The 23,581-nt window shown below is 72.7% G+C and carries 21 protein-coding genes; 6 read left to right on the forward strand and 15 right to left on the reverse strand.

Annotated features, from left to right (window positions below; genetic code table 11):
* From HF519_RS21715 to HF519_RS31660, 9 genes are all read right to left on the reverse strand, one after another.
* A partial coding sequence (locus tag HF519_RS21715; RefSeq protein WP_169414836.1) for an acyl-CoA dehydrogenase family protein occupies window positions 1-768 on the reverse strand: 768 nt, incomplete at its 3' end.
* Between the two features lie 38 nt (window positions 769-806).
* On the reverse strand, window positions 807-1,568 hold the full coding sequence (locus tag HF519_RS21720) for a 3-hydroxyacyl-CoA dehydrogenase (protein ID WP_169414837.1): 762 nt from the start codon (window positions 1,566-1,568) through the stop codon (window positions 807-809).
* 31 nt (window positions 1,569-1,599) lie between these two features.
* Complete coding sequence (locus HF519_RS21725) at window positions 1,600-2,748, reverse strand: thiolase family protein (protein ID WP_169414838.1); 1,149 nt, start codon at window positions 2,746-2,748, stop codon at window positions 1,600-1,602.
* A gap of 183 nt (window positions 2,749-2,931) precedes the next feature.
* Entirely contained in the window at window positions 2,932-4,050 is a 1,119-nt protein-coding gene (locus HF519_RS21730) for an NDMA-dependent alcohol dehydrogenase (protein WP_169414839.1), read from the reverse strand.
* Window positions 4,051-4,400: 350 nt separating this feature from the next.
* Window positions 4,401-4,619, reverse strand: a complete 219-nt coding sequence (locus HF519_RS21735; protein ID WP_169414840.1) for a hypothetical protein — start codon at window positions 4,617-4,619, stop codon at window positions 4,401-4,403.
* 210 nt (window positions 4,620-4,829) lie between these two features.
* Window positions 4,830-5,654, reverse strand: coding sequence for an alpha/beta fold hydrolase (locus tag HF519_RS21740; protein WP_169414841.1), 825 nt, complete (start codon window positions 5,652-5,654; stop codon window positions 4,830-4,832).
* Window positions 5,647-5,772 (reverse strand): alcohol dehydrogenase catalytic domain-containing protein, encoded by a 126-nt coding sequence (locus HF519_RS31655; RefSeq protein WP_312860263.1) that lies wholly within the window; start codon window positions 5,770-5,772, stop codon window positions 5,647-5,649. Before HF519_RS31655 ends, HF519_RS21740 begins: the two co-directional genes overlap by 8 nt.
* 114 nt (window positions 5,773-5,886) lie before the next feature.
* Complete coding sequence (locus HF519_RS21750) at window positions 5,887-6,855, reverse strand: NADPH:quinone reductase (protein ID WP_169414842.1); 969 nt, start codon at window positions 6,853-6,855, stop codon at window positions 5,887-5,889.
* Window positions 6,856-6,989: 134 nt separating this feature from the next.
* On the reverse strand, window positions 6,990-8,969 hold the full coding sequence (locus HF519_RS31660; RefSeq protein WP_312860264.1) for an alpha-amylase family protein: 1,980 nt from the start codon (window positions 8,967-8,969) through the stop codon (window positions 6,990-6,992).
* A gap of 129 nt (window positions 8,970-9,098) precedes the next feature.
* Here HF519_RS31660 and HF519_RS21760 point away from each other — a divergent pair, with 129 nt between their 5' ends.
* Window positions 9,099-9,575, forward strand: a complete 477-nt coding sequence (locus HF519_RS21760) for a hypothetical protein (protein WP_246244829.1) — start codon at window positions 9,099-9,101, stop codon at window positions 9,573-9,575.
* Window positions 9,576-9,857: 282 nt separating this feature from the next.
* On the opposite strand, the gene HF519_RS21765 is transcribed toward HF519_RS21760, so the two are convergent.
* Both HF519_RS21765 and HF519_RS32515 read right to left on the reverse strand, forming a co-directional pair.
* A complete protein-coding gene (locus HF519_RS21765; RefSeq protein ID WP_169414843.1) occupies window positions 9,858-11,654 on the reverse strand; it encodes an acyl-CoA dehydrogenase in 1,797 nt (598 codons plus the stop codon).
* Window positions 11,655-11,702: 48 nt separating this feature from the next.
* Window positions 11,703-11,831 (reverse strand): hypothetical protein, encoded by a 129-nt coding sequence (locus HF519_RS32515; protein ID WP_281358602.1) that lies wholly within the window; start codon window positions 11,829-11,831, stop codon window positions 11,703-11,705.
* A 259-nt stretch (window positions 11,832-12,090) separates the two neighbouring features.
* On the opposite strand from HF519_RS32515, the gene HF519_RS21770 reads away from it, so the two are divergent.
* Together HF519_RS21770 and HF519_RS21775 are read left to right on the forward strand one after the other, a co-directional pair.
* On the forward strand, window positions 12,091-13,221 hold the full coding sequence (locus HF519_RS21770) for an inorganic phosphate transporter (protein WP_169414844.1): 1,131 nt from the start codon (window positions 12,091-12,093) through the stop codon (window positions 13,219-13,221).
* Window positions 13,222-13,239: 18 nt separating this feature from the next.
* Window positions 13,240-13,491 carry a hypothetical protein gene (locus HF519_RS21775; protein ID WP_169414845.1) on the forward strand — a complete coding sequence of 84 codons (252 nt, stop codon included), beginning with the start codon at window positions 13,240-13,242 and terminating at the stop codon, window positions 13,489-13,491.
* On the opposite strand, the gene HF519_RS21780 is transcribed toward HF519_RS21775, so the two are convergent.
* Window positions 13,492-16,929, reverse strand: a complete 3,438-nt coding sequence (locus tag HF519_RS21780; protein WP_169414846.1) for a carboxyl transferase domain-containing protein — start codon at window positions 16,927-16,929, stop codon at window positions 13,492-13,494.
* A 70-nt stretch (window positions 16,930-16,999) separates the two neighbouring features.
* Here HF519_RS21780 and HF519_RS21785 point away from each other — a divergent pair, with 70 nt between their 5' ends.
* Complete coding sequence (locus HF519_RS21785; protein ID WP_169414847.1) at window positions 17,000-17,794, forward strand: cyclase family protein; 795 nt, start codon at window positions 17,000-17,002, stop codon at window positions 17,792-17,794.
* A 67-nt stretch (window positions 17,795-17,861) separates the two neighbouring features.
* Here the strand turns inward: HF519_RS21785 and HF519_RS21790 are convergent, their stop codons facing one another.
* The 3 genes from HF519_RS21790 to HF519_RS21800 all read right to left on the reverse strand — a co-directional run bounded on the left by HF519_RS21790 (window position 17,862) and on the right by HF519_RS21800 (window position 21,163).
* Window positions 17,862-18,743 (reverse strand): endonuclease domain-containing protein, encoded by an 882-nt coding sequence (locus HF519_RS21790; protein ID WP_169414848.1) that lies wholly within the window; start codon window positions 18,741-18,743, stop codon window positions 17,862-17,864.
* 61 nt (window positions 18,744-18,804) lie between these two features.
* Window positions 18,805-19,968 (reverse strand): acyl-CoA dehydrogenase family protein, encoded by a 1,164-nt coding sequence (locus HF519_RS21795; protein ID WP_169414849.1) that lies wholly within the window; start codon window positions 19,966-19,968, stop codon window positions 18,805-18,807.
* Window positions 19,961-21,163 carry an acyl-CoA dehydrogenase family protein gene (locus tag HF519_RS21800; protein WP_169414850.1) on the reverse strand — a complete coding sequence of 401 codons (1,203 nt, stop codon included), beginning with the start codon at window positions 21,161-21,163 and terminating at the stop codon, window positions 19,961-19,963. Before HF519_RS21800 ends, HF519_RS21795 begins: the two co-directional genes overlap by 8 nt.
* Before the next feature lie 182 nt (window positions 21,164-21,345).
* Here HF519_RS21800 and HF519_RS21805 point away from each other — a divergent pair, with 182 nt between their 5' ends.
* Both HF519_RS21805 and HF519_RS21810 read left to right on the forward strand, forming a co-directional pair.
* Window positions 21,346-22,797, forward strand: a complete 1,452-nt coding sequence (locus HF519_RS21805) for an MFS transporter (protein WP_312860265.1) — start codon at window positions 21,346-21,348, stop codon at window positions 22,795-22,797.
* A 44-nt stretch (window positions 22,798-22,841) separates the two neighbouring features.
* Window positions 22,842-23,581: carbamoyltransferase N-terminal domain-containing protein (locus HF519_RS21810; protein ID WP_281358603.1), on the forward strand; the 740-nt coding region annotated here is incomplete at its 3' end.

Genomic DNA, 23,581 nt, shown 5'->3' on the forward strand with positions numbered 1-23,581 from the left:
CGCGACGCCGGCGATCGCGATGGACAGCCGCTCCTGCGGCAGGTTGGTCACGAGCTGGGTGAAGCCCTGACCCTCCTCCGGGCCGAGCAGGTTCGCCACCGGCACGCGGACGTCGGTGAACGACAGCTCCGCGGTGTCCTGCGCGTGCTGGCCCAGCTTGTCCAGGTTGCGGCCCCGCTCGAAGCCGGGCATCCCCCGCTCGATCACGAGCAGGCTCATGCCCTTGTGCTTCTGCGACGGGTCGGTCTTCACCGCGGTGATCACCAGGTCGGCGTTGATCCCGTTGGTGATGAACGTCTTCGCCCCGTTGACCACGTAGTGGTCGCCGTCCCGGATGGCCGTGGTCGACATCGACGCCAGGTCCGACCCGATGCCGGGCTCGGTCATCGCGATCGCCGTGATCAGCTCGCCGGACGCGATCCCGGGCAGCCACCGCCGCTTCTGCTCGTCGTTGCAGTACGCCAGGAAGTACGGCAGGCAGATGTCGTTGTGCAGGGTCAGCCCGAGACCGGCCGCGGCCGCACCGCAGCGCATGACCTCCTCGGCGATGACGGCGTTGAACCGGAAGTCCGCGACCCCGCCGCCCCCGTACTCCTCCGGGATGTCCATCCCGAGGAACCCGGACTTTCCGGCGGTCGCGAACAGCTCCCGCGGCACGATGCCGTCGCGTTCCCACTGCTCCTGGTGCGGAACGACCTCGGCGTCCAAGAACCGGCGGAACGACTCCCGGAACGCCTCGTGGTCGTCGTCGAACAACGAACGGCGCATCAGAACTCCTCGATCGCGGTGCTTCGTCTTCGCCGCACTTATCGCGGCGCCATGCGGATGGCGCCGTCCAGGCGGATGACCTCGCCGTTCAGCATCGGGTTGGCCACGATGTGGCTGACCAGCGCGCCGAACTCCGAGGGGTCGCCCAGCCGGCTCGGGTGCGGCACCTGCCGGCCCAGCGACTCCTTGGCCTCCTCGGGCAGGCTAGCCAGCAGCGGGGTGTTGAACAGCCCCGGAGCGATGGTGACGACCCGGATCATGGCGGTCGCCAGGTCACGCGCGATCGGCAGCGTCATGCCGACCACACCGCCCTTGGACGCCGAGTACGCGGCCTGGCCGATCTGCCCGTCGAACGCCGCGACCGACGCGGTGTTGACGATGACGCCGCGCTCCTCGCCGACCGGGTCGGTCGCGGCGATCCGCTCGGCGGCCAGCCGGATCACGTTGAACGTGCCGATGAGGTTGATGTTGATGATGCGGGCGAACTTGTCGAGCGGGTAGACGCCCTGCTTGCCCAGCACCCGGATGGCGTCCCCGGTGCCGGCGCAGTTCACCGCGACCCGGATCGGGCCGAGCTCCGCGGCGACGTCGAGCGCGGCGGCGACGCTCGCCTCGTCCGTCACGTCACCGGGAGCGAAGCGGACCTTGTCACCCAGCTTCTCCGCGACCTGCTCCCCCGCCGAGCTCGGCAGGTCGAGGATGACGACGCTCGCGCCGGCGTCGAGCAACTTCTCCGTCGTCGCCAGCCCGAGGCCCGAGGCCCCACCGGTGACCAGCGCGACCGAACCGTTGATGTCCATGGTGAGTGGTGTCTCCTTCGCGTAGTGCAGGTCAGAGCAACTCGAGGATCGTGGCGTTCGCCTGGCCGCCGCCCTCGCACATCGTCTGCAGGCCGTAGCGGATGCCGTTGTCGCGCATGTGGTGCACCAGCGTCGTCATCAGCCGGGCACCGGAGCCACCCAGCGGGTGGCCCAGCGCGATCGCACCACCGTTCGGGTTGAGCGCCTTGGCGTCGGCCCCGATGTCGGCCAGCCAGGCCAGCGGCACCGGCGCGAACGCCTCGTTCACCTCGAACGCGCCGATCTCCTCCAGCTTGAGGCCACTGCGCTGCAGCACCTTCTGCGTGGCCGGGATCGGCGCGGTCAGCATGATCACCGGGTCCGCCCCGGCCAGGACCGCGGTGTGCACCCGCGCGATCGGGGTCAGCCCCAACTCGGCGGCCTTCTCCGAGGTGGTCATCAGCAGCGCGGCCGAGCCGTCGGAGATCTGCGAGGAGTTCCCCGCCGTGATCACCCCGCCCTCCGCCTTGAACACCGTCTTCAGCCCGGCCAGGCTCTCCACGCTGCCGCCGCGGCGGATGCCCTCGTCCTTGCTCACCACGGTGCCGTCAGCCAGCGTGACCGGCGCGATCTGACCGTCGAACCGGCCCTCGTCCTGCGCCGCCGCGGCCTTCTCGTGCGAGGCCACCGAGAACTCGTCGAGCTGGGTCCGGGAGAACCCCCACCGCTCCGCGATCATCTCGGCCCCGACACCCTGGTTCGGGAACACGCCGTCGTAGCGGGCCAGGAACCGCTCGCCGAACGGGTTCTGCCCCGCCGACGCCGAGCCCATCGGCACCCGGCTCATCGACTCGACGCCGCCGGCGACGACCACGTCGTACTGACCGGCGATGAGCCCGGCGGCGGCGAAGTGCACCGACTGCTGCGACGACCCGCACTGCCGGTCCACCGTCACACCGGTCACCGTCTCCGGCCAGCCCGCGGCGAGCACCGCGGTCCGCGCGATGTCGAAGGTCTGCTCCCCCACCTGCGACACGCAGCCCCACACCACGTCGTCGACCACCGACGGGTCGACGCCGCTGCGCTCGGCCAGCGCGTTCAGCACATGGGCCGACAGGTCCGCCGGGTGCACACCCGACAGCCCGCCGTTGCGCTTGCCCACCGGGGTCCGCACCGCTTCCACGATCACTGCATCCCGCACGCCTGCGCTCCTTCGCTCCGGCCTGGTGACGGCGCACCCGCGTCGTCGCGTCCGTCGGGGACGGTAGCAGCGAAACAGTCAGAGTTGACCGCTCAGTTGGTGTGGCGTGGGTCGCGCCCCGACGAATGCGGTGGCGAGTGGGATGGCGAGTGCGGTGGCGAGTGGGATGGCCGAAAGCAGGTGTCAGTCGAACACCACGACACCGCGCAGGTTGCGCCCGGCGTGCATGTCGTCGAAGCCCTGCGCGATGTCGTCGAGGGCATAGCGGGTGGTGATCAGCTCGTCGAGCTTGAGCACGCCCTCGGCGTAGAGCCGAAGCTGGGCGGGGATGTCCGCGGTCGGCGCGCTGGCGCCGAACAGCGAGCCCTGAAGCCTCTTCTGGTAGAGCACCAGCTCGGTGAGCGGGATGTCGCCGTCCTTGGTGCGGACGTCGCCGAGGCCGACGACCACGCAGGTCCCGGCCTTGCGCACGGCCTGCAGGGCCCGGCCGACGTGCTCGCCGGTGGTCACCCCGACCGTCACGATCGCCGCGTCGGCGCCCTGCCCGTCGGTCATCTCGCGGCCCAGCGCGGCGGCCTCCTTGATCGACTCGACGGCGTGCGTCGCGCCCAGCTGCAGCGCGGCCTCGCGCTTGAACGCCACCGGGTCGACGGCGATGACGTTGGTGGCGCCCGCGTGTGCGGCACCCTGCACCGCGTTGATCCCGATGCCGCCGACACCCATCACGATCACGGTCTGACCGGGGCGGACCTCGGCGGAGTTGACCGCGGCGCCCCAGCCGGTGCCGACGCCGCAACCGGTCAGGCAGGCGATCTCCAGCGGGATGTCCTCGGGGACCTTGACCGCGGACGCCGTCGAGACGGTCGTGTACTCGCAGAACGTGGACAGACCGCACATCTGCCCCACCGGCTGCCCGTCGAGGCTGAGCCGGAAGCTGGTCGGATCCTCCCAGCGGGCGTTCGTGCCGAGCGAGGCGCCGAGGTCGCACAGGTTCTGGTGGCCGGTGGCGCACCAGCGGCAACGCCCGCAGGCGGGCAGGAACGAGAAGACGACGTGGTCGCCCTCGGCGAAGCCCGGTGTGTGCGGGCCGACGGCCTCGACGACGCCGGCGCCCTCGTGTCCGCCGGCGAAGGGCAGGATCCCGACGCGCATGTCGCCGGTGGCGTGGTGGTCGTCGGAGTGGCACAGCCCGGTGGCGACCATCTTGACCCGTATCTCCCCCGGGCGAGGGTCGTCGACGTCGAGCTCGACGATCTCGTAACGGCCGGGAACCTCGCGCAGCACCGCGCCCCGAGTCTTCACCCTGTCCAGCCCCTCTCGCCGGTACGGCGCGCCGGTGCCGGAGGTGCACCGGCGCCGCCCCGATCGTGGCATGCCACCCGGCGTCCGCGGCAGGCCAGGGTGGCGTCGCGGACGCGTTCGGGGCAGGGCGGCCGGTCACCGCTGGGACGGCCGCCGAAGCCGCGTTCCCCGGCGGCGAGCGCACAGCGCATCGCCACCGGGGATCCCGCAGCCCGGGCGCACGACCCCTCGACGGGCGCCCGGGAAGATCGACTCGATGAGCCTACGAGGCGGTCCGGTCCGGTGTCCTCAGTGGAACTACGGATCACCGACCGGGAGTCGCGCGATCAGCCGCACGGGACACGGCGGGGTCAGCCGCCACCTCCGGGTTCGTCGCCGCCGCCCCCCTCGCCCGGCCGGCCGGAACCGTCCGGGTTGGCACCGCCGTCGCCGCCGTCACCGTCGAACTGGCGGTCGGGATCGCTCTGCTCGCCGCTGGAGCCGACCCCGGGGCCGCCGTCGCCACAGGCTCCGGCCCCGGTGAACAGCAGGCCGACGCCGCAGACAGCCGCGACGGCGGCACGCCGCATCCTCGTTCCTCGCATACCCGCGGGTACCCGGCAGCACCATCCCGCGAACCGGACTTTCGATCACGATTCCGCACACACCACCGATGGGTCGCGGGACGGGCAGACCGGGCCGGGCGAACGCGGTGACCTCGTCACGGTCGTGGCCGACGATCACCGAGTCGGTGATCATCCGGACGGGGCGCCCGCCGGCGGAGGTGCACGCGAGGTGTGTCAGCGGCCCCCTCCGGCCAGCGCGTCCACCAGCGTCGACGTGAGCACGGCCGGGCCCGTCGTCACCGCCTCGTGGTCGACACCCTCCATCATGACGACGCGGGAGTCCGGTACCGCGTCGTCGACGAGACGGATGCCGATGTGCAGTTCGGGCGGACTGAGGCTGCCCGCGATCAGGACGGTCGGCACGTCGAGCACACCGTAGCGGCCCGCGTCGAAGGTGAACGCGTTGACGCTGCGCAGCTCGCGCGGCAGCGTCGGCACCGTGTCGACCATCGGCTGCCAGGCGGCGGGGTCGGCGCGCAGCTCGGCGAGCGCGTCCTGCGGCAGGCCCACCAGCTCGCCCATCATCACCTCCACCGCCCGGTCGAGCTCGCCCTCGGCGATCAGGGCGTCGAGCTGCTCGATGAACTCGGCCGGGATCCCGGCCGGCCCCTCGAGCCCGATCGGGGGCTCGTACAGCACGAGCGTCCGCAGGTTGTCGGTCTGCAGCGCGCCCTCCAGCGCGCAGATCCCGCCGTAGGAGTGGCCGAGCAGGTGCACAGGTCCGCCGATCGCGTCGGCGACCGCCGCCACGTCGGCGTACTCCTGGTCGATCGCGTAGGACTCGGCCGTGCGGCTACCGCCGCTGTCGCCCCGCCCCCGCCGGTCGACCGTGTGGACGGTGAAGTGCCGGGTGAGCTCCGGCAGGACCGGGGCCCAGTAGGTGCGGTCAGAGACACCCCCGTGCACGAGCACCAGCGGCGGTCCCTCGCCGAACTCCTCGTACGCGATCGGCGTCCCGTCCCTCGACTCGACCGTGTGCAGCACACCGGAATCACTCATCGTCGCCTCCCCGGCGAAGAACGGTCGGCCCGCCGCGCTCGTAGTAGTGCACGTCCGAGCCGCACACCCCGGCCGCCGTGACCGGGACCAGCACCTCCCCCGGGCCCGGCCGCGGCACCGGTCTGCTCCATGGCCATGTCCCCCACGCCGCGCAGCACCGCCACCCGCATGCCGTCCATGTGGGCAGTGTGGCCCGCCCGGCACGGCACCGACACCCGTCTCGCGGGACGGGTCACTGCACGGAGACGAGCACCTTCCCGAGTACGCCCGCCTCGACGGCCTCGTGCGCCTCGACGATCTGGTCGAGGGGGAACCGGTGCACCGGCAGTTCGTGCAGCGCGGCCTCGCTGAGCGCGACCGTGATCTCCCGGGCCGCCGTCTCGAGCTGCGAGATCGGCACCGTGAGCAGCAGCACGAACCGCATCCCGGTGTTCCGTTCCATCCACTCCCGGACCTGGAGGGTGACCTCCGGTTGTGGCGAGTTGTAGACGACGATCGACGTGCCCGGGCCGGACAGCTCGTGATCGAGTCGCAGGTTCTCGCTCAGGGCGACCTCGATGATCCGGTCCATCCGGGGGGCGAAGGCCTTGAGCTGCTCCGCCGCGTCCGGCGCCCGGTGGTCGACGATGTGCTCCGCTCCGGCCTTGTGGGCCAGCGCCTCCTGGTCCTGCCCCCCGACGGTCGCGGCGACGTGCGCCTGGGCCCACGTCCCGAGTTCGATCGCGAAGTGCCCGACCGCCCCGGCGCCGCCCTGGACCAGGACGAACAGCCCGTCGGGCGGCCCGTCCAGCCACAGGCAGTGGTAGGCCGTCATGGCCGGGACGCCGAGGCTGGCGCCGAGCGCGTCCGACGTCCCCTCCGGCAGCGGCACGGCCTGGCGGGCGGGCACGACCGTCCACTCGGCCGCGGTGCCCCACCGCCGGCGCGCGGCGAACCAGATCCAGACCCGCTCCCCCACGCGCTTGCCGTCGACGCCCGCGCCGACGGCGTCGATCACGCCGGTTCCGTCGTGGTGCGGGATCTGGAAACCGTCGATCTTCCACGGGATCGCACCGCTGCGGATCTTGACGTCGACGGGGTTGATCCCCGAGACGGCCAGTCGCACCCGGACCTCACCCGCCGCGGGTTCGGGGCGCTCGACCTCGGCGACCCGGAGCACCTCCCGGGCCGGGCCCGGGTGGTCGTACAGCGCAGCTCTCACGCGAACGGTCCTCTCCGATCGGTCCTGGCGTCTCACCTGGCACGCGACACCCTGCCAACGCGGGCGGCCGTGATCCTGGGCCTGCCGGTACGACCGGAACGAACCGGAGCTGCCCTGACGGGCGGAGCCGCGTCCTACGCCTCGGCCAGCCAGGCGAAGCCCAGCCCCGGCAGGTGGGCGCGACCGTCGCGCATCTGCCGGGGCTCGTCGCTCGCCAGCACCGTCTCGAGCTCGCCGAGCCCGCCCAGCGCCGAGAGGTCGACCGACGCGGGATGCTCGGCCATGTTCACCAGCCCGACGAACCATCCGCTGCGGGGGTGACGGCGCCGCCATCCGAGCACGTGCGGGTCGTCGAGGTCGAGCACCTCGGGGGCGGCGACGGCGTGCAGCGCGAGCAGCTCGCGCCGGGTGTGGGCGAGGGTGCGCAACCAGCCGAACACCCGTCCCTCCACCGTCGACGGGTCGTGACGGCGCGCCTGCGCCCGGGGGTCCATCCAGGGCCGGTGCATCCAGCGGTTGTCCTGCGCCAGGGCCGGATCGTCGAGGTAGCGCGTGTCGTCTCCGAGCGCGAGCTCGTCGCCCATGTACAGCAGCGGCACTCCGCCCCAGGCGTAGGTCACCGCGTGCAGCAGCACCAGGCGGCGGATGCCGAGCTCCAGCGCCACCGGGTCGTCACGCTCGCGCGCGTCGGTGATCCCGCACAGTGACGCCGCCGAGCCGGAGATCCGCGCGTCCCCGGTTTCCAGGTTCTCCTGGAACAGCGCGCCACGGGCGAACGAGACCGGGAACCGGCCCGCGTAGAAGTCGTTGAGGAACCGGCGGTGGCCGGCCCCGTCCCAGCCGACGGCGGCGGCGTCGATGTCGCTGACCGCCCACCCGATGTCGTCGTGGCAACGGACGTAGGTGGCCCACGACGTCTCCGGCGGGATCGGGCGCATCCGGCCCAGCGACGCCGTGGCCAGCCGGGCGTCCTTGGTGGCCAGCGACGACCACAGCATCACCATGAGCTGGTTGTGGTAGGCCAGCTCGCACTCCGGCCGGTAGCGGGCGTGCCCGCCCAGGTAGGGCACCAGGTCCTCGGGCGAGACGATCGCCTCGGCCTTGAACACCGTGGCCGGGGCGGCCAGCTTGACCAGCGCGTGCAGGGCCTGGATGAGGTCGTGCACCTCCGGCTGGTTCATGCACGGCGTGCCCAGCCGCTTCCACATGAACGGCACGGCGTCCATCCGGAAGATCTCGATGCCCCGGTTGGCCAGCCACAGGATCGTCTCCAGCATCGCGGCGAAGACGTTCGGGTTGGCGTAGTTGAGGTCCCACTGGTAGGCCCAGAACGTGGTCCAGACCCAGCCGCCGGCCCCGCCCTGCGCCTCCGGCACCCAGGTGAACGAACCCGGCGCGCGGTCGGGGAACACCTCGGCGATCGTCGCCTCGTAGGCGTCGGGCATCGTGCGGTCGCCGAACACCAGGTAGAAGTCCGCGTACGCCGGATCGCCGGCGAGCCAGCCCTGCGCCCACGGGTGCTCCCGTGCGGTGTGGTTGAGCACCAGGTCGACGCACAGGCTCATGCCGCGGTCGCGCAGGGCGCGCGCGACCTTCTCCAGGTCGTCCATGGTGCCCAGCCGTGGGTCGACCGAGCGGTAGTCGGCCACCGCGTAGCCACCGTCGTTCTCCCCCTCCCGGGGACGCAGCAGCGGCATCAGGTGCAGGTAGCTGACCCCGAGCTCGGCCAGGTAGTCCAGCTGCGCGGGCAGCGCGTCGAGGGTGCCGCAGAACCGGTCGGTGTAGGCGACGTAGCCGACCATCCGCGGGTCCTGGTACCAGCGCGGGTCGACCTCACGACGGCGGTCGGTCTCGCGCAGGTCGGCGGGCCGCTCGGCCGCGGCGCGCAGCGCCGATCGCACCAGCCGCGCGACCAGCTCGTCCAGGGCGCCGGGGTAGAGCGCGTCGAGCGGGCCGTGCACGTCGGCGAACCACAGGTCGAGCCGGGCCAGGAACGCGACGGCTTCGGCCCGGCCCAGGACCTGCTCGGCTTCCCCCACGAGCGCGGGACGCAGCCGGCGCAGGGCGGCCGCCGCGCGCCGGCGGCGTTCGGCATCGGGTCGTGGCGCGATCACGGGAGCATCCTGCCGGGATCGGTGGCCCACTGCTCGGCGATCAGCTCGCGGATCGCCGGGCGGGCGGCGTGCACCTGCGATGTCGGAGCCCGCCGCTAGCGTCCGCCTTCCTGACCCGGAGGAGACGACATGACCGAACCGGCCGACCCGGTGATGGCCCGGATCACCGCGGCCATCGAACGGTCCCGCAGCAGCGACCCCGAGGACGTGGCCGGCGCAGCGGCGGACTTCGACGCGATCTGGGCCGAGATCGGTGCCGACGGCGACCCGTTCCACCGCTGCGTGCTCGCGCACTACGCCGCCGATGTCGCGCCCGAGCTCACCGACGAGCTGACCTGGGACCAGCGCGCGCTCGCCGCCGCCGCGGAGGTCACCGACGAGCGGGTGCAGCGCCACCACGCCGGCCTGCGGATCGCGGCCTTCTACCCGTCACTGCACCTCAACCTGGCCGAGGACCACCGGCAGCTCGGCGACGTGGAGCAGGCCCGCGAGCACCTGCGGCACGCCCGGGAGCGGTTGCACGTGCTCGGCTCCGGCGGCGCGGACGGCTACGCCGCCACCATCCGCACCGCGCTCGACCGGATCGAGCGGGAACTGGGCGGGTAGACCGTCCGGCCTCCGAAGACGGCTACCGTGCCGACGTCGAGGTCCTCGAACATCGCACCGTCCTCGCACAGTTCCCGGAGCTTCTGCGCGAAGCGCGTCGTGACGGGGTGCTGGGAGTTCGCCATCGCGGACTCGTGGTCGGGAAACCGACGATCTGGACGTAGCGGCCCGATCGTTGCGGTCCGCACCGGTCGCGGCCCAACGCGCCGTGCGGTCCGTGCCGATGTCGGCAGCCCACGAGTGTCACCGGGTCCGGGCCGCCGCCGCATGGGTCGGGTCCGCTCAGAACCAGCCGTCGCGCATGTCCAGCGTCGTCCGGTCGACGCCCTCCAGCAGCGTGAGCGCGGGCCCGGTCCGCGGCAGCTCGTAGCGGAAGAAGAAGCGGGCGGCCGCCCGCTTGCCGTCGTAGAAGTCCCCGGTCCGCTCCCCCGCCGCGAGCAGCTGCTCCAGCCAGAGCCAGGCCACCACGACGTGTCCGACGGCCTCCAGGTAGATCGACGCGTTGGCCAGGGTCGCCTCGACGTCGTCCACGCTCCACAGCGTCCGGGTGACGGCGGCGACGCGGTCGACCGCCGACCGCAGCTGCGCGGCGTGCTCGGCGGCCTCGCCTCCGGCCGCAGTCGCCCGCTCGACGCACGAGCCGATCTCCTCCCGGAGCAGCGTCAACCCGACGCCCCCGTCCATCACGACCTTGCGGCCGAGCAGGTCGAGCCCGTGGATGCCGTGGGTGCCCTCGTGGATGGCGTTGAGCCGGTTGTCCCGGTAGAGCTGCTCGACGTCGTACTCGCGGGTGTAGCCGTACCCGCCGTGCACCTGGATGGCCAGGTCGTTCGCGACCAGGCACCACTGCGACGGCCAGCTCTTGGCGATGGGGGTGAGCACCTCGAGCAGCACCCGCGCCCGCTCGCGGCGGGCCGGGTCGTCCGCGGTCCGCTCCTCGTCGAGCAGCCGTCCGCAGTAGAGGATCAGCGCGAGCCCGCCCTCCACGTAGGACTTGGAGGCCAGCAGCATCCGCTTCACGTCGGCGTGGGCGATGATCGGCACCTGCGGGGCGGCGGGGTCCTTCGCGGCCACCGGGCGGCCCTGCGGCCGGGTGCGGGCGTAGTCGAGCGCGTGCAGGTAGCCCGCGTAGCCCAGCGCGGTGGCGCCCGCACCGACGCCCACCCGTGCCTCGTTCATCATGTGGAACATGTAGGCCAGCCCCTGGTGCGGCTCCCCGACGAGGTAGCCGACGGCACCGGGCTCACCACCGGGGGTGGCGCGGCCCTCCCCGAAGTTGAGCAGCGTGTTCACGGTGCCGCGGTACCCCATCTTGTGGTTCAGTCCGGCCAGCGCGACGTCGTTGCGCTCGCCCGGCGAGCCATCGGGCTCGACCAGCACCTTCGGCACGATGAACAGCGAGATGCCCTTCACCCCGGGCGGCCCACCGGGGATCTTGGCGAGCACCAGGTGGACGATGTTCTCCGACAGGTCGTGTTCCCCGCCGGAGATCCACATCTTGTTGCCGAACAACCGGTAGGTGCCGTCGTCACGCGGCTCGGCGCGGGTGGTCACGTCGGTCAGCGACGAGCCGGCCTGCGGCTCGGACAGGCACATGGTGCCGAAGAAGCGGCCCTCGAGCATCGGGCGGACGAACGTGTCGATCTGCTCGGGCGAGCCGTGCGCCAACAGCAGGTTGGCGTTGGCGATGGTGAGGAACGGGTACGCCGCGGTCCCCACGTTGGCCGCGTGGAACCACATGAAGCAGGCCTGGGCCACGACCGAGGGCAGCTGCATCCCGCCGACCTCACCATCCATCCCGGCGGCGATGATCCCGGTCTCCGCGAGCACGTCCAGGGCCGCCTTGACCTCATCGATGATGGTGACGCGCTCACCGTCGAACTGTGGCTCGTGGGCGTCGGAGAGCTTGCGGTGCGGCGCGAAGTGCTTCGTCGCGACCTGCTCGGACAGCTCCAGCGCGGCATCGAAGGTGTCCCGTGAGTGCTCGGCGTAGCGTTGCCGCTTCGTCAGCGTCTCGACGTCGAGCCACTCGTAGAGCAGGAAGTCGAGGTCGCGGCGCGAGAGCAGCAGGGATCGCATGGGCTCAGCCTGCCATCGCGCCCGGCCGCTGCGACAGCGCAGCGGCCGTCAGTCCGCGGCCAACTCGGCGCCACAGCGTTCGCAACGGGTGGGCGGGTCCTCCGCGGCCAGCCGCCCGCAGTCCGGGCACACCCGGTTCATCCAGCAGACCGCGTCGCCACCCTCGTCCTCGGTCATGATCCCGGGCCCCTTCACTCTCGCGTGCTCGGTGTCTAGATGATGCCCCTGCACGTCACATGCAGTCACCCGTGCCGGCCGGCAGGAAGCCCGGCATCGCTCCGTCCATCGTGGTCTTGCCGCGCACAACCACTGCTATGACGAAAAGTTGATGATCGAAATATTCGCGACCAATCAACCCCTGCCGGCCACCTCCTGTTCATCTTGCGTTCCCGTAATGCCCTTAACGTTTACCCGATCCGAGCGGAAGGCCCGGCGCATGGACGTCTCCGTGATCGTGGTCGTAGTCGTCATCACCGCACTGATCTTCGACTTCACCAACGGCTTCCACGACACGGCGAACGCCATGGCGACGTCCATCGCCACCGGGGCGTGGCATCCCAGGGTGGCCGTGGCCGTCGCGGGAGTACTGAACCTGGCCGGTGCCTTCCTCTCGGTCCAGGTCGCGAAGACGATCTCCAGCGGGATCGTCAGCGAAACGCGCATCACTCCGGTCGTCATCTTCGCCGGTCTCGTCGGGGCGATTCTGTGGAACCTCGTGACCTGGCTGCTCGGCATGCCGTCCAGCTCGTCCCACGCCCTGATCGGCGGTCTGATCGGAGCCACCTGGGTCGCAGCGGGATCGAGCGCCGTCCAGTTCAGCGCCGTCCTCGGCAAGGTCGTGCTGCCCGCGGTGATCTCGCCGGTGCTCGCCGGCATCGTCGCCCTCGCGGCGACGTACCTCGCCTACCGGATCACCGCGCGGGCGGCCCGGGGGACGGCCGAGTGCGGTTTCCAGCTCGGGCAGAAGGTGTCGTCGTCCATGATCGCCCTCGCGCACGGCACCAACGACGCGCAGAAGACCATGGGCGTCATCACGCTGACCCTGGTGACGGGAGGCCTGCTCGCGCCGGGTTCCGGGCCGCCGTTCTGGGTGGTCCTGAGCGCCGGGCTGGCCATCGCGCTCGGCACCTACATGGGTGGTTGGCGGATCATCCGGACCCTGGGCAGGCGGGTCAGCGACATCCAGCCCCAGCAGGGCTTCGCCGCCGAGAGCACGAGCGCCGCGGTCATCCTCGCCTCGTCCCACCTGGGCTTCCCGCTGTCCACCACACAGGTCTGCACCGGCTCCGTCTTCGGGGCCGGGGCCGGACGGCGGCTGGCCTCCGTGCGGTGGAGCATGGCCGGGCGGATGGCCCTGGCCTGGGCGATCACCCTCCCTGCGGCGGCGGTCGTGGGCGCGGCGGCATCGTGGCTGGCGACCCGCGGGCCGGTCGGCACGATCATCGTCGCGGTCGGTGGGTCGGCCATCGGGGGCGGCATTTACGCTGCGTCGCGCCGCAACCCGGTGAACGCCCTCAACGTCAACGACGTGCCCGCACCCCCGCCGTCCGTCCCCACCGCGGCCTGATCGGGACAGGAGCACGCCATGCACATCGACTGGTCGTCGCTGCTCGTCGTCGCGGTCGTGTCCGCGGCCGTGGCACTGACCGTCGTCGTCCTGGTCGCGTTCGCGATCGTCGGGCTGTCGGGCCGGGCGCCCCACCCGGGCGGCGACGGGGAACACACGAGCAGCACTGCACCGGCGGTGAGTCCGGCCGTCGGCACCACGGTCGCCCTGCTCTGCCTGCTGGCCTGCGTCCTGATCGTCGGCTACGGGTTGTACGTCCTCGTCGTCTGATCACCAGGTGTCGACGTTGCGCCGGCGCTTGCCGTCGGCCGGCACCGGCCGGAACGACCGGAAGCCCTCCACGATCCACCGCCGGGTCTCGGCCGGATCGATGACGTCGTCGATCTCGAAGACGGTCGCGGTGTTGGTCGCCTTGCCGTCCTCGTACATGGTCGCGACCAGCTTGGCGAACAGTTCCTCGCGCTCCACGGGGTCCGCGACGGCCTCCAGCTCCCTGCGGTACCCCAGCCGCACCGCGCCCTCCAGACCCATCCCGCCGAACTCGCCGGTGGGCCAGGAGACGGTGAACGCCGGGGACTTGGTGCTGCCGCCGCCCATCGACTGCGCGCCCAGGCCGTAGCACTTGCGCAGCACGATCATCCCGATCGGGACCTCGACGTTCGCGCCGATCACGAACAGCCGGGAGAAGTGCCGCACGGTGGCGTCGCGCTCGGAGTCCGGGCCCACCATGAACCCCGGGGTGTCGCACAGCGAGACGACCGGCAGCGCGAACGCGTCGCACAGCTGCAGGAACCGGGCGGCCTTGTCGGCGGCGTCACGGTCGATCGCGCCGCCGAGGTGCCTCGGGTTGTTGGCGATCAACCCCATCGGCCGGCCCTCGATGCGGACCAGCGCGGTGACGATCCCGGCCCCGAACCCCGCCCGCAGCTCCAGCACCGTGCCGGCATCGGCCAGGTTCTCGATGACGGCGCGGACGTCGTAGACCCGCACCCGGTTCTCCGGGACGAGGTGGCGCAGGACCCGCTGGTCGGGCGCCTCCCAGTCGGCGACCGGGCCCTGGAAGTAGGAGAGGTACCGCTTCGCGACGGCGACCGCCTCGGCCTCGTCGCACACCAGGACGTCGACGACCCCGTTGGGGACCTGCACGTCCATCGGTCCGATCTCGTCGGCCCGCACGACTCCGAGCCCGCCGCCCTCGATCATCGCCGGGCCGCCCATCCCGAGGTTGGCGTCCTCGGTGGCGATGATGACGTCGCAGCAACCCGCCAGCGCGGCATTGCCTGCGAAGCAGCGGCCGGACACGATCCCGACCAGCGGCACCAGTCCGGACAGCTTGCCGAACAGGTGGAACGCGGGCACGTCGAGCATCGAGACCCAGCTGCCGTCGGTGTCACCCGGACGCCCGCCGCCGCCCTCGGCGAACAGCACCACCGGCAGCCGCCGGCGTTCGGCGAGCTCGAACAGCCGGTCCTTCTTGCGGTGGTTGTGCGCGCCCTGGGTGCCGGCGAGCACGGTGTAGTCGTAGGACATCACCACGCACTGCGCGCGGTCCGGGCCGACGAGGTCACCGTTCACGGCGGCCGTGCCGACGACCATGCCGTCGGCGGGCGTGCGCTCGATGAGGTCGTCGACGCTGCGACGCTGCCGCTGGGCGGCGATCGCGAGCGCGCCGTACTCGACGAAGCTGCCGGGATCACACAGATGGACGAGGTTCTCCCGCGCGGTGCGGTGCCCGGTCCGGCGGCGACGGTCCACGGCGTCGGGCCGGGCGGAGTCCAGCCCGATCGCGTGCCGGTGCAGCACGTACGCGAGATCGTCGCGGAGGCGATCGAGATCGATCTCCGACGTGGACGCCGCCGCGTGCGCTCCCCCGCCGTCGGTCTCCTCCAGGTGCACCACGACGTCGCCGGCGGCGACCGTGGCGCCGACGGCCACGCCGACCCGACGGACGATCCCCGGCACCGGCGCCTCGATGAGGTGCTCCATCTTCATCGCCTCGAGCACGACGAGGGACCGGCCTGCGGCCACCTCGTCGCCCTCGGCCACCTCGACGGCGACCACGGTGCCGGGCGCAGGCACCCGGACGGCGACGGGCGCCCGCCCGGCGCCGGCCCCGGCCGCCGGGCGGGGGCCGGGGTCGGTGTCACCGGCCGGCGGCCCGGCCTCGGCGACACCAGCCGGCGACCCGGCCTCAGCGTCTCTGACCGGCGACGCGGCCTCGGCATCATGGACCGCCGTGCCGGGGGTGACGGGCGCGGGCGGCGGGCTGAGGAGTTCCGGCGCCGGCGGGCGGGCGTGCGCGGCCGCGAGGGCCGGCAGCCGGGCGTCGAGGAACCCGGTGTCGAACGCGCCCGCGGCGAACGCGTCGTCGGCGAGCACGCCGCGCAGCAGCGCCAGGTTGGTCTCGACACCGCTCACGGTGGTCTCGGACAGCGCCCGGCGCGCCTTCGCGGCGACCGCGCCGAAGTCCGCCGAACGGACGATCACCTTGGCCAGCAGTGGGTCGAACCGCAGGCTGGTGCGGTAACCGGGGTAGGCACCCGCGTCGACCCGCACGCCGGGACCGGACGGCAACTCGAACGCGGTGATCGTGCCGGCCGCCGGCACGAGAATGCCGTCGGGGGTGAAGGTCTCGGTCGTGATGCGGGCCTGCAGGGCGAACCCGCGCGGCGCCGGCGGCTCGGTCAGGCCGAGCTCGTCGAGGGTCGCTCCCGCGGCGAGCAGCAGCTGAGTCCGGACGAGGTCGACACCGGTGACCTCCTCGGTGACCGTGTGCTCGACCTGCAGCCGCGGGTTGACCTCGAGGAACGCGAAATCCGACAACAGCCCGGTCGGCCCGGAACCCACCAGGAACTCCACCGTGCCCAGGCCCGTGTATCCGGCCACCTCCCCGATCCGGACCGCGGCCGCGGTGAGCCGCTCCCGCAGCGCCGCCGGCAGCCCCGGGCTGGGCGCTATCTCGACGAGCTTCTGGTGGCGGCGCTGGATGCTGCAGTCCCGCTCCCCGAGGTGGGCGATCGCGGACCCGTCACCGAGGATCTGCACCTCCACGTGCCGCATCCCGCGCCGCAGTTGTTCGACGTAGACCGCACCGGTCCCGAACGCACCGGCGGCCTCGCGCGACGCCGCCGCGTAGGCGGCCGGCAGGTCCGCGGGATCGGTCACCGCACGGATCCCGCGGCCCCCGCCGCCGGAGACCGCCTTCAGCATCACCGCGGCGCCGGGACCGAGGGCGGCGAGGAACTCCTGCGCGCCGGCCAGATCGACCGGTCCCGGTGTCCCGGCGAGGACCGGGACACCGGCGGTGGTGGCGAGTCGACGGGCCCGGGTCTTGTCGCCGAAGGTCTCCAGCAGCTCCGGGGACGGGCCGACGAAGCGCACCCCGGCGGCGGCACAGGCCCGGGCGAAGTCCGGGTTCTCGCTGAGGAAGCCGTAGCCGGGGTGGACCGCGTCGCAGACGTGCGCGCGAGCGAGGCCGACGAGCTGATCGATGTCCAGGTAGGCGGCCGGGCCGGAACCGCGCAGCGCGACGGCGGCGTCCGCCGTCGGCACGTGCAGGCAGTCCGCGTCGTCCTCGGCGTACACGGCGAGGGTGGCGATGCCCAGCTCCGCCGCGGCCCGCAGCACGCGGACCGCGATCTCCCCGCGGTTGGCCACGAGCAGCCGCGTGAAGGGCGCTCGCCCACCGGTCCCCGTCGATGCAGCCATCAGGTCTCCCTCGCCTCGATCATCGCCACCGTCGCACACCGATCATCGCCGGGCGCCTACGGTCGCCGCCATGGACGCCGACGAGGTGATCACCCTGCCCGGTGGCCCGGTACGCCCGGTCGACCTGAGCCATCCGCTCGGCCCGACGCCGAGCGAGCCCGCGCCGCCCCACATCGCCCGCACCTCGCACGCGGACGGCGCCGAACTGTGGGACCACTGGTACGGCATCCCGGCCGGCGCGCTGCCACTCGGCGCGGGGTTCGCGGGCGAGGTCGTCACCGCGTCCACGCACGCCGGCACCCACGTCGACGCACCGTGGCACTACGCCGCGACGGCGGAGGGCGCTCCGGCCTGGACGGTGGACGAGGTGCCGTTGTCGTGGTTCATCGGGCCGCTCGTGATCCTCGACGTGACCGACCTGGCCACCGGGGAGCTCGTCACCCCACCGCTGATCGACACCCGGCTGGCCGCGCTGGACCACCGGCTCGCCCCCGGCGACGTGGTCGCGTTCCGTACCGGGGCCGACCGGCTGTGGGGACGCGAGGAGTTCTGGGAGCACGGGGCCGGGCTGGGCCGCGACGCCGTGCTGCACCTCGTCGACGCCGGCGTCCGGCTGATCGGGACCGACGCGTGGAGCCTGGACCGGCCGTACCCGCGTATCGGCGAGGAGTGGCGCGGCACGCGCGACCCCGAGCGGCTCTGGCCTGCCCACTTCGCCGGCGCCGACCGGCGGTACTGCCAGGTCGAGAAGCTCACCCGGCTCGACGAGGTGCCGCCGACCGGCGCCACGATCGTCTGTCTGCCGATCAAGGTCGCCGCCGGCAGCGGCGCGTGGGTGCGGGCGACGGCGCTGGTGCCGGCCTGATCGTGCGGCCTTCCAGCCCTGACCGGACCCCGAGAACGGCGTTACGGTCGCTTCTCTGCCCAGTTCGCTACCGAAACGCTGTTCTCGGCGGCCCGCTCCGGGCGGTGAGAAGGCGTTCGATCCGGGTGATGGTCTGGGTTGGGTAGACGAACACGTCCTCGTCGATGCAGCGGACGGTCTCCCAGCCGATCCGGGCCAACGCGTCGTCGCGGCGGTTGTCGCGGCCGGAGCGGTCTCGGCGGAAATGCCACTCGCCGTCGTACTCGATGGCGATCTTCTCGTCCGGATAGGCCAGGTCAGCACGGGCGAGGACCACACCGCTCTCGTCGACGATCCGGTACTGCGGCTCGGGCACCGGCAGTCCGCCGAGCACCAGCAGCAGCCGCAGCCGGGTCTCCATCGGCGACTCCGCCCGTGGATCGGCGAGAGCCACGACCCGGTCCGTCCCGCGGCAGCCGCGGGCTCCCGGATTGGCCGAACGGAGGTCGAGAAGGGCGCTCGGCGCGAAACCGCCCACCCGGGCCAGCGCGTCGACGGCCACGACGGCCTCGACGAGATCGAGGCGCCGGGCCAGGTCCCACGCGGTGCGGACCGGGGTGGTGACCCGGCATTGCGCGACCGTGCAGATGTCGTCCGCGCCGAGCCGCTCCCGGTGGACCAGCAGGCCCGGGCGGGCGCGGAGGGTCCCCCACGGGTCGGTGATCTCGGCGGGTGCGTTCCCCGGGGCGCATCCCGCTCCGAGCAGCGCAGCCGCCGAGTACCCGGCGAGCGCGCCGCGGCCGTCGAGGAGTTGGAACGCCGCACGCGAACGGACCACGAGGTCGAGTGGCGTCCCGGCGGGCACGTAGATCCCGCGGAACACCCGCTCGAAGCCCGGGCCACGGAGCCGGCCGGGGGTGATCAGCCCCTGCGCGATCGCGTCGCCGCCCCGGAAGGGTCCCTGCAGCACCCCCGAAGGATCACCGACCCGCCCGCTCCCCCGTGGGCGTTTGATCGAGAACGTCGATCGCTCAGCCGGCGGCCACCGGGGGCGTGCCCGGCTGCGGGACCGCGGTGTCGAGGACCAGGGCGGCGATCCGTTCCCGGTGCGCCTCGGCACTGCCCAGCAGCGCGGCGTCGGTGACCGCCCGCTTGTAGTACAGGTGTGCGCGGTGTTCCCAGGTGAAACCGATGCCGCCGTGCACCTGGACCGTGTCCGCGGCGACCCGGTAGTAGGCCTGCGAGCAGGTGGCCTGCGCGATGCTCGCCGCCAGCGCGGGGTCGTCGGTTCCGTCCTGCAGCGCCCACGCCGCGTGGTAGGCGGTCGAGCGCGCGTGCTCGACCGCCACCAGCATGTCGGCGAGCCGGTGCTTGACGGCTTGGAACGAGCCGATCGGACGCCCGAACTGGAGCCGGCCCTTCGCGTACTCGACGCTCAGGTCGAGCAGGTGCTGAGCCCCGCCGACCTGCTCCGCGGCCAGTAGCACGGCACCGACGTCGAACGCGTGCCCGATCACCCGCTCGGCCTCGCCCGCCCCGGCGAGCAGCCGGGCGGGCACCTTCTCCAACCGCAGCGCAGCCTGCTGGCGGGTGAGGTCCAGCGTGGACAGGGGTTCGCGCAGTACGCCCTGCGCCGTGCCCTCGACGGCGAACAGCGCGGCGCCGTCCGGGCCGGTGGCCGCGACGAGCAACAGGTCCGCCGCGGTCGCGTCGACGACCTGGGCCACCCGGCCGGTCAGCGTCCAGCTCTCCCCCGCGGGGGTGGCCGCGACCGTGACCGCGGCCGGATCGAACCGCCCGGCTCGCTCCGGAGCCGCCAGCGCCGCGGTTCGCGCGCCCTCGACCAGCGCGGGCAACAGGTCGGCCTTCGCCTCGTCGCCGGAGAGCGCGACGAGCGCCGGGATCGCCAGGGCGACCGTCCCGAACACCGGACCGCACAGCAGCGCGGCCCCGAACTCCTCGACGACGACGGCCTGGTCGACCAGCCCGCCGTCGGCCCCGCCGTACTCGGTGGGCACGGCGAGCCCGAGCACGCCGAGTTCGGCACCGAGCCTCGACCAGGTCTTGGGGTCGTAACCGGCTGGTGACTCCATCAGCCGGCGCACCGTCGCCTCGTCGGAGAACTCCGCGCAGAACTGCCGGACCGCCCTGCGCAGGTCCTGCTGCTCGGGCGAGAAGACGAACGTGTCAGCCACGGGGCACCTCCCGCCACGGGCGGTTCGCGTCGGCACGCAGGTCACCGGGCAGGCCGAGCACCCGTTCGCCCAGGATGTTGCGCAGCACCTCGGACGTCCCACCCTCGATCGTGTTGGCCCGCGAGCGCAGGAAGCGCTGCTGCACCGGGCCGCGGAAGTCGGCCTCTCGGCCGTTGTCGCGCAGGGCGTAGGAGCCGTAGAGCGTGCCCTCCGGGCCCAGCAGGTCCATGCAGAACTCGTAGACGCGCTGGTTCAGCTCGGCCGAGACCAGCTTGGCGATCGAGCCCTCCGGCCCCGGCGAGCCCGCGGTGGCCGAGCGGCGGGCCCGCTCACCGGTGAGTCGGTGCGCCTCGGCGGTCGTCCACAAGGCGGCCAGCCGGTCGCGCAGCACGGGGGTGCGCCGGTCGGGGTACCGCGCCCACAGCGCGACGGCGTCGGCGATGGTCCCCGATCCTCGGACGCTGGAGCCGCCCCCGATGGCGGAGCGCTCGTTCATCAGGGTGGTCATCGCGACCCGCCAGCCCGCCCCGACATCACCCAGCCGGTGCGCGTCGGGAATCCGCGCGTCGTTCAGGTAGACCTCGTTGAACTCGGCCTGGCCGGTCATCTGGCGCAGCGGCCGGGTCTCGACGCCCGGCGCCTGCATGTCGAGCACGAAGTAGGTCAGGCCCTTGTGCTTGGGCTGGTCGGGGTCGGTGCGCGCGAGCAGCAGCGCCCAGCGGGAGCGGTGCGCGAGGCTCGTCCACACCTTCTGGCCGTTGACGAGCCACTCGTCCCCGTCCCGGACGGCGCTCGTGGCGAGCCCGGCCAGGTCGGACCCGGCGCCCGGCTCGCTGAACAACTGGCACCAGATGTGCTCACCGGTCGCGATCGGACGCAGCCATTCGCGCGCCAGGCCGGGGTCCCGGGCGTGCTCGCGGACGGTCGGCGCGGCCATGCCGTATCCGATCGGGTTGACGTAGAACGGGACGGGACCGCCCGCCGCCTGCAGGATCTCGTCGGCCGTGGCCTGCAGCCCCCGGGACACCCCGAGCCCGCCGAGGCCGGCCGGGAAGTGCACCCAGGACAGGCCGGCCTCGAAACACGCGCCGAGGAACTCCTGCTGCGACACCGAGCCCGGAGGGTGTTGCTCGACCACCCGCCGGGCGGCCTCCTCGACGCGTGCGGCGTCGGTGGCGTTCGTGCCTGTGCTCAATGCTCCCCCCGCGGCCGTCCGACCTGCCCAGTGGCAGTCAGTCCTGACCGTAAACGACCGCGGACGCCGTGGCGAGGACCCGATCGTCGTGGGCAGGGCTGCGCATGGGTCATAATCGTTCGCATTGCCAACGATCGGTCGGCGAACCCGCCGGCCGACCGCCGCTCCGGAGGCGACCGCCCGTGCTCGAGACCGCCGCCCGTCCCCGGCCCGCACTCGTCGTCACGTTCCTCTCCGCGTGCGCGCTGCTGGTCGCGCTGAACCAGACCCTCGTGGTGCCGCTGCTCCCGGCCTTTCCACAGCTCTTGGGCACGTCGACGGCCACCGCGGCGTGGCTGGTCAGCATCACCCTGGTGACCGGTGCGGTGTGCGCGCCGGTGCTGGGCCGGCTCGGCGACATGCACGGCAAGCGGCGGATGTTGCTGGTCGCGCTCGGGTTGATGACCGCCGGCTCGGCCGTCGGGGCGCTGGCACCGAACATCGGTGTCCTGATCGGCGCCCGGGCGCTGCACGGAGCCGCCCTCGGCGTGATCCCCCTGGGGCTGAGCATCCTGCGCGACGAGCTTCCGCCCGACCGCGTCGGCGGCGGGATCGCGCTGGTCAGCTCGTCGCTGGGGATCGGCAACGCGCTCGGGCTGCCGCTGACCGGCGCGATGGCCCAGTTCCTGGGCTGGCGCTGGCTGTTCGGCGCGGTCGGCGTCGTCAGCGCGGTCCTGTTCCTGCTCACCCGCCGGGTGGTCGGCGAATCGCCGCTGCGCACCGGTGGCCGCTTCGACCTGCCGGGCGCGATCGGCCTCGGTGCCGCCCTGGTGTGCCTGCTGCTGGCCGTCTCCAAGGGCACCGAGTGGGGGTGGACGAGCCCGGCCATCCTCGGACTCGCGGTCGCGGCGGTCGTGCTGTTCACCGCATGGGGCCGCTACGAGCTGCGCCGCAGCCGGCCGCTGGTCGACCTGCGGGTCTCGGCCCGCCCGGCCGTGCTGTGGACCAACGTGACCTCCGCGCTCGTGGGGTTCGCGTTGTTCGCCTCGCTGATGACGAGCACCCAGGTGCTGCAGGCCCCGGTGGCGACCGGCTACGGCTTCGGGCAGTCGCTCGCCGTCGCGGGCCTGCTGCTGTTGCCCATCGGCGTCTCCATGGCGGTGTTCTCACAGGTGTCGGCGTGGCTGTCGCGGCGACGCGGCCCGCGCACCACGCTGCTCGTCGGCACCGTGGTGCTCGTGCTGGGCAACGCCGGGATGGCCGCCCTGCCCGGCCGGATCCCGCTGGTGATGCTCGCCGTCGCGGTGATCGCCGCCGGTACCGCGCTGGCCTACTCCGCGCTGCCGCTGCAGCTCATGGCCGGAGTCCCACGGACCGAGACCGCCGCGGCGAACAGCCTGAACACCCTGTGCCGGATGCTCGGCACCTCGTCGTGCAGCGCCGTGGTGGCCGCGGTGACCAGTGGTCTCACCATGCAGGTCGGCGGGCGGACCATCCCGGCCGGCAGCGCCTACACGGTGCTGTTCGGGATCGCCGCGGCGGTCGCGATGGCCGCTGTCGTGGTGTCGGCGCTCACCGCGCCCCGCCGGGCGCCGGTCGGCACGACGGCCCCCGGGCCGGCGCCCGCGGCGTTTGCGGACGAACGACCGGGGTAGCTCGACGGCCCCACCCCGCCGGCCCGCCCCAGGAGGCGACTGCGATGCGAACTCCTCCCACCGTCGTCGGCATCAACCGGACCCAGGACGCGTCGATCTGCATCGCCCGCGCGCCGTCGACCCTGTACAGCCTGCAGAAGGAACGGATCACCCGGCGCAAGCACCACTGGGGGCGCCTGGGTGACCTGCGCGATCGCTACGCGCCCCGGTTGCCGCAGCTGCGCGGTCCCGTCGAGCTCGTCGTGGAGTGCTATTCCTCGGACACCGAGATCGACAACCTCGACGCCTACCGGGACGAGCTCACCGACGTCCTGAACTTCCGCGACGACGTGCGCGTCACGCAGATGTCCCATCACCTCGCGCACCTCTACAGCGCGTTCCACCCGTCGCCGTTCCGGGCCGCCGCGGTGATGGTCGTCGACGCCCAGGGCAGCCGCGTCAAGGACTTCACCGAGCCCTTCGGGGCCGACGTGGAACCGGACCTGCTGGAGGTCGCGTCGTTCTACCGGTGCGAGGACGACCGGATCGAGTGCATCGGCAAGCAGCTGTGGGACGGCGACTGGGGCTCCCCCGCCGGACTCGGCTGCTTCTACTCGCTGCTCACCCGGACGATGTTCCCCGGCGAGGGCAACGAGGGGAAGGTCATGGGGCTGGCGCCCTACGGCCGCCCGGACGCGCTCGGCCTGCCCGAACTCGCCGTCGAGGACAACCGGGTCCTGATCCCGCCCGAGTGGTTGGAGGTGTTCGGCCGGCCGGACCCCTACACGCACTTCCGCGGCGGCGA

This window comes from Pseudonocardia bannensis (assembly GCF_012911875.1).
Taxonomy (GTDB): Bacteria; Actinomycetota; Actinomycetes; order Mycobacteriales; family Pseudonocardiaceae; genus Pseudonocardia; species Pseudonocardia bannensis.

Excerpts from the sequence above, each read along its gene's own strand:
- HF519_RS32515 (WP_281358602.1), bottom strand. The coding sequence starts at position 11,831 with ATGACCGAGGACGAGGGTGGCGACGCGGTCTGCTGGATGAACCGGGTG.
- HF519_RS21775 (WP_169414845.1), top strand. The coding sequence starts at position 13,240 with ATGCACATCGACTGGTCGTCGCTGCTCGTCGTCGCGGTCGTGTCCGCG.
- HF519_RS21785 (WP_169414847.1), top strand. The coding sequence starts at position 17,000 with ATGGACGCCGACGAGGTGATCACCCTGCCCGGTGGCCCGGTACGCCCG.
- HF519_RS21760 (WP_246244829.1), top strand. The coding sequence starts at position 9,099 with ATGACCGAACCGGCCGACCCGGTGATGGCCCGGATCACCGCGGCCATC.
- HF519_RS21765 (WP_169414843.1), bottom strand. The coding sequence starts at position 11,654 with ATGCGATCCCTGCTGCTCTCGCGCCGCGACCTCGACTTCCTGCTCTAC.
- HF519_RS21770 (WP_169414844.1), top strand. The coding sequence starts at position 12,091 with ATGGACGTCTCCGTGATCGTGGTCGTAGTCGTCATCACCGCACTGATC.
- HF519_RS21735 (WP_169414840.1), bottom strand. The coding sequence starts at position 4,619 with ATGCGGCGTGCCGCCGTCGCGGCTGTCTGCGGCGTCGGCCTGCTGTTC.
- HF519_RS21780 (WP_169414846.1), bottom strand. The coding sequence starts at position 16,929 with ATGGCTGCATCGACGGGGACCGGTGGGCGAGCGCCCTTCACGCGGCTG.
- HF519_RS21740 (WP_169414841.1), bottom strand. The coding sequence starts at position 5,654 with ATGAGTGATTCCGGTGTGCTGCACACGGTCGAGTCGAGGGACGGGACG.
- HF519_RS21720 (WP_169414837.1), bottom strand. The coding sequence starts at position 1,568 with ATGGACATCAACGGTTCGGTCGCGCTGGTCACCGGTGGGGCCTCGGGC.